11 protein-coding genes and 1 tRNA gene are annotated in these 9,627 nt (G+C 65.8%); 3 read left to right on the forward strand and 9 right to left on the reverse strand.

Annotation, left to right across the window (positions count from 1 at the left end):
- Nucleotides 1-3: 3 nt before the first annotated feature.
- On the reverse strand, nt 4-1,047 hold the full coding sequence (pyrC, locus tag ACG00X_RS21950; RefSeq protein WP_394491571.1) for a dihydroorotase: 1,044 nt from the start codon (nt 1,045-1,047) through the stop codon (nt 4-6).
- The gene (locus ACG00X_RS21955; RefSeq protein WP_394491573.1) at nt 1,044-1,979 is read right to left on the reverse strand and encodes a LysR family transcriptional regulator; all 936 of its coding nucleotides are present in this window, start codon (nt 1,977-1,979) and stop codon (nt 1,044-1,046) included. Before ACG00X_RS21955 ends, pyrC begins: the two co-directional genes overlap by 4 nt.
- A gap of 92 nt (nt 1,980-2,071) precedes the next feature.
- Here ACG00X_RS21955 and ACG00X_RS21960 point away from each other — a divergent pair, with 92 nt between their 5' ends.
- Nucleotides 2,072-2,830, forward strand: coding sequence for an SDR family NAD(P)-dependent oxidoreductase (locus ACG00X_RS21960; RefSeq protein WP_394491575.1), 759 nt, complete (start codon nt 2,072-2,074; stop codon nt 2,828-2,830).
- Between the two features lie 70 nt (nt 2,831-2,900).
- Here the strand turns inward: ACG00X_RS21960 and ACG00X_RS21965 are convergent, their stop codons facing one another.
- The 5 genes from ACG00X_RS21965 to ACG00X_RS21985 all read right to left on the reverse strand — a co-directional run bounded on the left by ACG00X_RS21965 (nt 2,901) and on the right by ACG00X_RS21985 (nt 7,142).
- Nucleotides 2,901-3,635, reverse strand: a complete 735-nt coding sequence (locus ACG00X_RS21965) for an amino acid ABC transporter ATP-binding protein (RefSeq protein ID WP_394491577.1) — start codon at nt 3,633-3,635, stop codon at nt 2,901-2,903.
- 106 nt (nt 3,636-3,741) lie between these two features.
- Complete coding sequence (locus ACG00X_RS21970; protein ID WP_394491579.1) at nt 3,742-4,407, reverse strand: amino acid ABC transporter permease; 666 nt, start codon at nt 4,405-4,407, stop codon at nt 3,742-3,744.
- The gene (locus tag ACG00X_RS21975) at nt 4,407-5,150 is read right to left on the reverse strand and encodes an amino acid ABC transporter permease (RefSeq protein WP_394491581.1); all 744 of its coding nucleotides are present in this window, start codon (nt 5,148-5,150) and stop codon (nt 4,407-4,409) included. The genes ACG00X_RS21970 and ACG00X_RS21975 overlap by 1 nt, the downstream gene beginning before the upstream one ends.
- An 80-nt stretch (nt 5,151-5,230) precedes the next feature.
- Entirely contained in the window at nt 5,231-6,121 is an 891-nt protein-coding gene (locus ACG00X_RS21980) for an amino acid ABC transporter substrate-binding protein (protein ID WP_394491583.1), read from the reverse strand.
- A gap of 103 nt (nt 6,122-6,224) precedes the next feature.
- Complete coding sequence (locus ACG00X_RS21985) at nt 6,225-7,142, reverse strand: LysR substrate-binding domain-containing protein (protein WP_394491585.1); 918 nt, start codon at nt 7,140-7,142, stop codon at nt 6,225-6,227.
- A 164-nt stretch (nt 7,143-7,306) separates the two neighbouring features.
- Between ACG00X_RS21985 and ACG00X_RS21990 the strand changes: the two genes are divergently transcribed.
- A complete protein-coding gene (locus tag ACG00X_RS21990; RefSeq protein ID WP_394491587.1) occupies nt 7,307-7,972 on the forward strand; it encodes a hypothetical protein in 666 nt (221 codons plus the stop codon).
- 145 nt (nt 7,973-8,117) lie between these two features.
- Here the strand turns inward: ACG00X_RS21990 and ACG00X_RS21995 are convergent.
- Nucleotides 8,118-8,194 (reverse strand) — tRNA-Met (locus tag ACG00X_RS21995).
- 385 nt (nt 8,195-8,579) lie between these two features.
- On the opposite strand from ACG00X_RS21995, the gene ACG00X_RS22000 reads away from it, so the two are divergent.
- Entirely contained in the window at nt 8,580-9,359 is a 780-nt protein-coding gene (locus tag ACG00X_RS22000) for a hypothetical protein (protein WP_394491589.1), read from the forward strand.
- On the opposite strand, the gene ACG00X_RS22005 is transcribed toward ACG00X_RS22000, so the two are convergent.
- The coding region (locus ACG00X_RS22005) for a transposase domain-containing protein (protein WP_394491591.1) at nt 9,352-9,627 on the reverse strand (276 nt) is incomplete at its 5' end. The two genes, ACG00X_RS22000 and ACG00X_RS22005, sit on opposite strands and share 8 nt — an antisense overlap.

Consider the following 9,627-nt stretch of genomic DNA (forward strand, 5'->3'; position numbering starts at 1 on the left):
GGTTCATGCGATCAGTTTCCAGTTCAGCGTCTCGCCGCCGCGCAGCGGCTTGAGCTGCGCCTCGCCGAAGGGCACGGCGGCGGGCAGCGTCCACGGCTCGCGCTTCAGCGTGACGGTGCCGGTGTTGCGCGGCAGGCCGTAGAAATCGGGGCCGTGGTGGCCGGCAAACGCGTCGAGCTTGTCGAGTGCGCCGATGCCTTCGAACGCCTCGGCATACAGCTCCAGCGCCGACAGCGCGGTGAAGCAGCCGGCGCCGCAGACAGAGTTCTCCTTGAGCTGCGCAGCGTGCGGCGCGCTGTCGGTGCCGAGGAAGAACTTCGGCAGGCCCGACGCGGCGGCCTTCAGCAGCGCCTGGCGGTGCTCCTCGCGCTTGAGCACGGGCAGGCAGTAGTAGTGCGGGCGCAGGCCGCCGGTGAAGATGGCGTTGCGGTTGTAGAGCAGGTGCTGCGGCGTGATGGTGGCGGCCGTGAAGCGGTCGCTGTCGGTCACGTACTGCGCGGCCTCCTTGGTCGTGATGTGCTCGAACACGACCTTCAGCTCGGGCATGGCCGCGCGCAACGGCGTCATGACGCGGTCGACGAACACGGCCTCGCGGTCGAAGACGTCGATGTCGGCGTCGGTCACTTCGCCGTGCACGAGGAACAGCAGGCCCTCGCGCTGCATGGCTTCCAGCGTCTTGTAGGTCTTGCGCAGGTCGGTCACGCCGGCATCGCTGTTGGTCGTCGCACCCGCCGGGTAGAGCTTCAGCGCGACGACGCCGGCGTCCTTGGCCCGCTTGATCTCGTCCGGCGGCGTGTTGTCCGTCAGGTACATCGTCATCAGCGGCTGGAAGTCGCTGCCCGGCCCGTCCTTCGGCAAGGCGGCCAGGATGCGCTCACGGTAGGCCGCGGCCTGCGCGGCGGTGGTGACCGGCGGGCGCAGGTTGGGCATGACGATGGCGCGGGCGAACTGGCGCGCCGTGTAGGGCACGACGCTGGCGAGCGCGGCTTCGTCGCGCAGGTGCAGGTGCCAGTCGTCCGGGCGGGTGAGGATGAGCGTGTCGGTCATGATGGGGTGGGATTGTCGTCGTCCAGATAGCCCGCCAGTTGCGCGGCCAGCCAGTCCATGAACACCCGCACGCGGCGCGGCGTGTGGCGGCGCTGGCTGATGACGAGGTGCACCGGCATGGGCGCCGGCTCGTAGCCCGGCAGCACGCGCACCAGCCGCCCATCGGCCAGCGCCGCGCGCAAGCCCACGCAGGGCGCCTGGACGATGCCCAGGCCGGCCAGCGCCGCGCCCTCGTAGGCATCGGTGTGGTTGACGCCGACGCGCGCCGGCAGCGCCAGGCCATGCTCGCGGCCCGCCGCATCCACCCACTCGAAGCGGGCGCGGCGGTCGGCCCAGGTCTGGCTGTAGTGCACGAGTTCGTGGCCCTGGGTCACGAGGTCTTCCGGGGACAGCGGCGTGCCGCGCGCGGCGAGATAGGCGGGGCTGGCCGCATTCATGAGGCTGACCCGGCCCAGCGGGCGGGCCACCAGCATGGGGTCGTGCACGGCGCCCACGCGCAGCACGCAGTCGAAGCCCTCCTCCACCAGGTCCACGCGCCGGTCAGAGCAGCTCAGCTCCACCTGCAGGCCCGGATGTTCGGCCAGGAAGGCCGGCAGCACCGGCACCACGCGCGCCATGGCCAGGCGCGCCGGCATGTCCACGCGCAGCCGGCCGGTGAGCTGGCGGTCCTGATGGAACAGCGCCTCGATCTCGCCGACATCGGCCAGCAGCGCTCGGGCACGCTCGGCCAGCAGCTCGCCGTCGGACGTCAGGCTCACACGCCGCGTCGTGCGCTGGAACAGCCGTGTGCCGAGCTGGGCCTCCAGCTCGCGCACGATGTTGCTGACGCGCCCCTTGGGCAGGCCGAGTTCGTCCGCCGCACGGCTGAAGTGGGCCAGCTCGGCGACCTGCAGGAACACGCGCAGCGTGGCGATCTCCAGATTGGCTTCCATTCCGAGCACAGTCATTTCCGTGCCGGCAACTTTATCCGCTTCTTTCAGAACAATAAATTTCGCTCCGTCCCCAACCCGGCCTGGAGCCCTCAATGACTTCCACTCCCATCACCCTCATCACCGGCGGCAGCCGCGGCCTGGGCGCCGCCATGGCCCTGGCGCTGGCCCGCGACGGCCACGACATCGTGCTGACCTACCGTGAAGCCGCTGCAGCCGCCGAGGCCGTCGTCGCGCAGATCCAGGCTCTGGGCCGGCGCGCGCTGGCCCTGCCGCTGGACGTGGCCGACGCCGGCCGTTTTCCCGCCTTCGTCGAGCGGCTGAGCCAGGGCCTGGCCGCCTGGGGTACACGCCGGCTGGACGGCCTCGTCAACAACGCCGGCAGCGGCGTGCACGCCAGCGTGGCCGACACCACGCCGGCGCAGTTCGACCTGCTGCTCAACGTGCACTTCAAGGGCCCGTTCTTCCTGACGCAGGCGCTGCTGCCGCTGCTGGCCGACGAGGCTCGCATCCTCAACATCTCCAGCGGCCTGGCCCGCTTCGCCGTGCCGGGCTACGGCGCCTATGCCGCGATGAAGGGCGCGATGGAGGTGCTGACGCGCTACCAGGCCAAGGAACTCGCGGCACGCGGCATCCGCGTCAACACGCTGGCGCCGGGCGCGATCGCAACCGACTTCGGCGGCGGCGCGGTGCGCGACAACCCGGAGCTGAACCGCTTCGTCACCTCCGTCACGGCGCTGGGCCGCGTCGGCGTGGCCGACGACATCGGCGGCGCCGCCGCCGCGCTGATGCGCCCGGGCGCGGGCTGGATCACCGGCCAGCGCGTGGAAGCGTCCGGCGGCATGTTCCTGTAGGCGACTTCGGCCGCCGCCATGAAAACGGCGGCCCGCAGGCCGCCGTGCGAACAGGCCGCTCGCGGCCGCCTCAGTGTTGCAGGATCTTGGCGAGGAAGTCCTTGGCACGCGGCGAGCGCTCCTCGGGCTTGCCGAAGAAGTCAGCACTGGCGCAGTCCTCGATGACCTTGCCGGCGTCCATGAAGATGACGCGGTGGCTGACGCGCTTGGCAAAGCCCATCTCGTGCGTCACGCACATCATGGTCATGCCCTCGTTGGCCAGCTGCACCATCACGTCCAGCACCTCACCGACCATCTCGGGGTCGAGCGCCGACGTGGGTTCGTCGAACAGCATGACGATGGGGTCCATGGACAGCGCGCGCGCAATGGCCACGCGCTGCTGCTGGCCGCCGGACAGCTGACCGGGGAACTTGTCCTTGTGCGCAGACAGGCCCACGCGGTCCAGCATCTTCAGGCCGCGCACCTTGGCGTCATCGGCCGACCGGCCCAGCACCTTGATCTGCGCAATGGTCAGGTTCTCGGTCACCGACAGGTGCGGGAACAGCTCGAAATGCTGGAACACCATGCCCACGCGCGAACGCAGCTTGGGCAGGTTGGTCTTGGGGTCGGCGAGCGAGATGCCATCGACGACGATGTCGCCCTTCTGGAAAGGCTCCAGCGCGTTGACGGTCTTGATCAGCGTCGACTTGCCCGAGCCCGACGGCCCGCAGACGACGACGACCTCGCCCTTCTTGATGGACGTCGTGCAGTCGGTCAGCACCTGGAAGCTGCCGTACCACTTGGAAATGTTCTTGATGTCGATCACGGATGACTCCTGGTCGAGGTGATGCCAGCCGAGCGCCGGGCCGCCCCAGGCCGGCTGGCACCCCCTCGGGGGGTGGCTGCGGTACGCCGCAGCCGGGGGCTGACATTTATCGGATGATGGCGATCTTCTTCTGCAGCCGGCGCACGAGCTGCGACAGGCTGAAGCAGATGACGAAATAGACGACGGCGGCGAGCAGATAGGTCTCGACCGGGCGGTTGAAGTTCTTGCCCGCGACCTCGAAGCCCTTGAGCAGGTCGTACTCACCGACCGCATAGACCAGCGAGGTGTCCTGGAACAGCACGATGGTCTGCGTCAGCAGCACCGGCAGCATGTTGCGGAAGGCTTGCGGCAGCACGACGAAGCGCATGGTCTGCCCGTAGGTCATGCCCATCGCGTAGCCGGCGTTGACCTGGCCCTTGGACACCGACTGGATGCCGGCGCGCATGATCTCGGAGTAGTAGGTCGCCTCGAACAGCGTGAACGTGATGAAGGCCGACATCTGCCCGCCGATGGGCCCGAACAGCTTGGGGATCAGCAGGAAGAACCACAGGATGACCATCACCAGCGGGATGGAACGCAGCGTGTCCACATAGAAGGCCGCCGGCGCCGACAGCCAGCGGTGGCTGGACAACCGCATCATCGCCAGCAGCGTGCCCAGCAGGATGCCGCCGACCATGGACACCAGCGTCAGCTGGATGGAGAACCAGAAACCCTTGGCGACGAAACTCTGGATGAAGGCCCAGTTCAGAAAGGAGTAGTCGAGGTTCAGCATCACTTCGCCCCCACCGTGCCCGGGATGCGCACACGCGCCTCGATGAACTTGGCCACGCGGTTGATCGCGAACGCCGACACGAAGTACAGCAGCGTCACCGGGATGAAGATCTCCTCGAAATGGGAGGTCTCCTCCGAGGCCTGCTGCGCGAACTGCGCCAGTTCGGGAATGCTGATCGCGAAGGCGACGGCAGAGTTCTTGACGATGTTCATGCTCTCGCTGGTCAGCGGCGGGATGACGATGCGATAGGCCATCGGCAGCAGCACGTAGCGATAGGTCTGCGGCAACGTCATGCCCAGCGCTTGGCCGGCATAACGCTGGCCGCGCGGCAAGGTCTGGATACCGGCCTTGACCTGCTCACCCACGCGCGCACTCGTGAAGAAACCCAGCGCGCAGACGACGAGCAATGTCTTCAGCTCAGGGTCTTTCAGCACCGGGATGAACTCGGGCAACACGTAGTACCAGAGGAACACCTGCACCAGCAGCGGAATGTTGCGGAACAGCTCGGTCCACGCCTCACCAAAACTCGCCAACCACTTGTTCGGCGCCGTGCGGAGGATGCCGATCATCGACCCGACGATCAGCGCCAGCAGCAATGCGGCCAGCGAGATGGTCAGCGACCATCCCCAGGCGTGCAGCATCCATTGCAGATACGTCTGCTCGCGGCCACCCGGCCCAAAACAGCCGGCGATCGCCTCTCCGGTCGCAGTGTCATTGCAGTAGAACTGCCAATCCCAACTCATGCATCTCTCCTCAACCCCTTCGCCTAAAGCAAAGCGGGTGCCAGGCACCCGCTTTGCGTCCGTTCAAGCGGACTGGCGAATTACTTCTTCGCGTAGTCTTCCATCGGCTTGTCGTTCGGGTTCGCCCAGGCGTCCTTGGTCGCGGCGGACAGCGGCAGGCCGATCTTGGTGTTGGTCGGCGGGATGGGTTGCATGAACCACTTGTCGTACAGCTTGGCCAGCTCGCCCGACTTGATCTGCGCCTTGATGCTGTCGTCCACGGCCTTCTTGAAGGCCGGGTCGTCCTTGCGGATCATGATCGCGATGGGCTCGACCGACAGCACCTCGCCGACGATCTTGAAGTCGGCCGGGCTCTTGGACGTGGCGATGTTCTTGGCCAGGATGGAGCCGTCCATGACGAAGGCGTCGGCACGGCCGGAATCCAGCAGCAGGAAGCTGTCGGCGTGGTCCTTGCCGAAGACCTCCTTGAAGTCCACACCCGTCGCACGCTCATGCTTGCGCAGCGTCTGCACTGAGGTGGTGCCGGTGGTGGTGGCCACAGTCTTGCCGGCCAGCTGGTTGATCGACGTGATGCCCGAATTGGCCTTCACGGCGATGCGCACTTCCTCGACGTAGGTCGTCACGGCAAAGGCGACGTCCTTCTGACGGGCGGCGTTGTTGGTCGTGGAGCCGCACTCCAGATCGACCGTGCCGTTCACCGTCAGCGGAATGCGGTTGGCCGACGTGACGGGTTGGTACTTCACCGCCAGGCTGGAGAGGCCCAGGTCGCGACGGATGTCGCGGATGACCTGCTCGCAGACATCGATGTGATAACCGACGTACTTGCCATCACCGATGGTGTACGACAGGCCCGACGACTCGCGCACGCCCATCGTGATGGTGCCGCTGTCCTTGATCTTCTTCAGCGTGTCTTCGGCATGCACGGCGGTGCCGCCGGCCATCAGGGCTGCGACGAGCAGAACTTTCTTCATGGGGACTCCAACAACAGAAAAGGGAAAAGGTGGCGCGAGCAGACCACGGCGCACAGCGAGCCCGAATACGGGTTTTCACGATGCATGCAAAGCCGGGATGAACTCATGCCGCAGAAGCCAGATAGTCCCACAGTGCCTGGGCCGCCGGCTTTTGCCGGCGCGACAGCTCGGGACGCTCGCGGTAGATGCGGACCTCCATCGTCGCACTGAAACTGCCCACCGCCGCCGCCGGCACGAGCCGGCCGTTGGCCAGCTCCTTCTGCACCGAGCTGGCCGGCAGGAAGGCAAGGCCGTGCCCCTCCAGCGCCATCGCCTTCAGGCCTTCAGCCATGTCCGTCTCGTACACGGCGTCCAGCTGCAGCGCGCTGTCCGCCTGCTTCACGATCAGCTCGACGATGCGGCCCAGGTAGGCCCCGGACGCATAGCTCAGGAACGGGATCTTCTGCCCCGGCCGCCCAGGCAGCCGGAACAGCGGCTCGCCCTGCGCGTCCGCCTTGGCATAGGGCGACAGGGTTTCCTGCCCCAGCGAGGCCATCTGGTAGCGCTCCGGGTCCAGCTGCAGCGGCTGGCTGGCGTGGTGATAGACCAGCAGCAGGTCGCAATTGCCTTCGCTCAGCTGCAGCGTCGCATCGTGCACGTTGGCCGCGTTGAGCCGGCACTTGATGGCGCCGAACCCGCGGCGCAGATCCATCAACCAGTGCGGGAAGAAACTGAACGCCAGCGAGTGCGGCACGGCGAACTCGATCATGTCGGAGTCCGCCGCCTGGTGGCTGCGCAGCATGTTGCGCGTGGCCTGCAGATTGCCGAGCAGGTCCACGGCCTGGGCCAACAGCGTCGTGCCGGCGGCGGTCAGGCGGGTCGGGTAGGACGAGCGATCCACGAGATCGACACCCGCCCAAGCCTCCAGCGCCTGGATGCGGCGCGAGAACGCCGGCTGCGTCACATGACGCAACTGCGCGGAGCGGGAAAAGCTGCGCGTCTCGGCGAGGCTGACGAAGTCTTCAAGCCATTTGGTTTCCACCGCGCGCAGTGTAGCCAGCGAGCCGACGCCGTTGCGCCAAGGGGTTGCGCAAGCCAGCGCCCCCTCAACTGAAGGGTCACGACGCGCGCCAGAAAAGAGGGGGCATGTTTACAGTTCGTCACAACCCCAATTCGAACATCCGAACGGAGGACGCCATGCGTGGAATGAAGACCCTTCTGGCCCTGGCACTCACGGCAGCACTGCAGCCCGCCGTTGCCGACACGGTGCTGAACTTCGAGGACATCACGACCGCGGTCGATCCGGATGGTTTGGGCATGGTCAAGCTGCTGGATCGGTACCTGCTGAGCAACGGCGTGCAATTCGTCGGTGACGCCTGGGGCGTCGCGTCCTTCGCCTGCGACGCGTTCGGCAGCTTTGTCGCGCACGACGGCGGCTGTGGTGCCGCCCAGCTCGCCGGCGATCCCCGCGACGGGTCGACCACGCCCACACCACTGAGCCTGACGATCAACGTCGCTGGCGGGTTCAGCACCGGCTCGTCGCTGCTCTACTCGGCACTCAAGGGCACGGTGTTCAGCATCGACGTGTTCGACGGCCTGAACGGCACCGGTCACGGCACCGCCGTGGGCGGCCTGACCACCTCGCAATGCGGCATGTCCGGCGTGAGCTTCTGCGACTGGACCGAACTGAGCCTTCAGTTCGTGGGCACCGCCTACTCCATCGTCATCAAGGGCTCCGATGAATCGGTGATGCTGGACGACCTGAAGCTGATCCAGGCCAACGGCAACCCGCTGCCCGAGCCAGGCGGCGTGGCTCTGGCATTCGGCGGCCTGACGGCACTCGCCATGGCCCGCCGCAGCCGCAAACGTTGACGGCCGCCTGCGCCGGCTGCACGACCGCCGCAGCGGTCGCTTTTTTTCATCACGAGCCGCGCCCACGGGCGAGCCGCCGGCACAACAATCCGTGGCGGCAATAGAAAAACCCGCTGAGCGCGTTGCACTCAGCGGGTTCCTAATTTGGTTGCGGGGGCCGGATTTGAACCGACGACCTTTGGGTTATGAGCCCAACGAGCTACCAGACTGCTCCACCCCGCGACTGAAGCTAGCAGTATACACGCATTTTTGCCTTGCGCGCAAATTCTTTAAAAACAGTGAATCCACAGCTCCAACGGGTCAGCGCGCTCCCGCTGGCTGCTTATGTCCGAGGTAGCCATGTGCACACGCATCTTGCTGTGCGCGCAAGCATTCAAGGCCGCTGGTCACCGAGCTAAAGACCGTTCGCCGTTGGACGGCGATTCCCATCCCCGGTGTCAGGAACTGGGAATCTGCACCGTGCCACGGAGGGCAACTGTCAAGGTGCGTTCGGCGGACGCATACCAAGGTGACGGCGGAGGCCCACGTTCAAGGCGTAGGCGGCGCAAAAGGAGTAAGCGCGCGGTGAAGTCATCTTGACCAGAGAGGTCCACCATAATTTCCAGCCATGCACATCCCGCGCTTTCAGACCTTGGGGCAATATCACGATGCCTGGGCAGGAATCATCCTGTTCGCACCGGACCAGTTCACGTCCTACGATGATCAGCCGGTTGACCAGCGGCGAGAGTTGGACAGGCGCTTCGACGAGCTCCGCGAGGGTTTCCACTTCGCTGAGAAGAAGCTGAGGGAGCCTCGGCTCATCCGTGTGTGCCGTGAACTTCTAGAGATGTCGCATGAGGCGTACATCGCCGGCGACGATAAGCTGGGTGCGCATGCTCTTCAGGAGTGCGAAGGCATGATCTGGAGCGGGCGGAAGTTGCCCGTGAAGCATGCGGTCGAGGCAGAGCGCAGAGCATTTGGCGAGCTTGTTCTATTTAAGGGCGTTGAGGTTTCGCCGTATCCATACGAGGGCTCCGAGGCCGACCTCGGCGACACGCAACGGCAGTTGTGGGAGCACGCCAAGAATGACTGCGGGCCGCACCTTGCAGATGAAGAAGGCTTCATGATGTGCTGGGCGATGCACGCAGACCGTTCCATCCACTCCGTGAAGGCCCGCTCCCTCAAGGCCATCCGTGCGCACTTCCAAGAAGGCGCTCGAACCGGCGAGATTGTCGGGACAGCTTCCGCTCAGCTGCTCCGTGGCGGCGGCCTCCTCGTTTATCACTTCGAAGAACCGAACCGACCACTGATAGTGGTCATGAACCTGCGCCGCGATGGCCAGTTCCAGCCTCCACGGTTTCACTTGAACGACCCGATCACGTTCGCAACGTCTTCGGCCATCAGATGAGGCGCTCCTCGCATCTCCAGTGGTGAGGCATTAACTCGCAAATGCGACTGGCCGGCTGTGTTGGAAGACGCTCCAGCACATCGCGCAGGTAGACGTACGGATCAAGTCCATTGAGCTTGGCCGAGTGGATAAGGCTCATCACGGCAGCAGCCCGCTTGCCCGCACGCAAGCTGCCGGCGAACAGCCAGTTCTGCCGCCCGAGCGCGATGGGCCTGATGCGGTTCTCCACCCAGTTGTTATCAATCGGCAAGTCGCCGTCGTCGAGGTA

It is taken from the genome of Pelomonas nitida, assembly GCF_043555975.1.
GTDB classification, from domain to species: Bacteria; Pseudomonadota; Gammaproteobacteria; order Burkholderiales; family Burkholderiaceae_C; genus Pelomonas; species Pelomonas nitida.

Coding starts and splice junctions, on each gene's coding strand:
- ACG00X_RS22000 (WP_394491589.1), top strand. CDS start 8,580: ATGCACATCCCGCGCTTTCAGACCTTGGGGCAATATCACGATGCCTGG.
- ACG00X_RS21975 (WP_394491581.1), bottom strand. CDS start 5,150: ATGAGTTGGGATTGGCAGTTCTACTGCAATGACACTGCGACCGGAGAG.
- ACG00X_RS21970 (WP_394491579.1), bottom strand. CDS start 4,407: ATGCTGAACCTCGACTACTCCTTTCTGAACTGGGCCTTCATCCAGAGT.
- ACG00X_RS21980 (WP_394491583.1), bottom strand. CDS start 6,121: ATGAAGAAAGTTCTGCTCGTCGCAGCCCTGATGGCCGGCGGCACCGCC.
- ACG00X_RS21990 (WP_394491587.1), top strand. CDS start 7,307: ATGAAGACCCTTCTGGCCCTGGCACTCACGGCAGCACTGCAGCCCGCC.
- ACG00X_RS21955 (WP_394491573.1), bottom strand. CDS start 1,979: ATGGAAGCCAATCTGGAGATCGCCACGCTGCGCGTGTTCCTGCAGGTC.
- pyrC (WP_394491571.1), bottom strand. CDS start 1,047: ATGACCGACACGCTCATCCTCACCCGCCCGGACGACTGGCACCTGCAC.
- ACG00X_RS21960 (WP_394491575.1), top strand. CDS start 2,072: ATGACTTCCACTCCCATCACCCTCATCACCGGCGGCAGCCGCGGCCTG.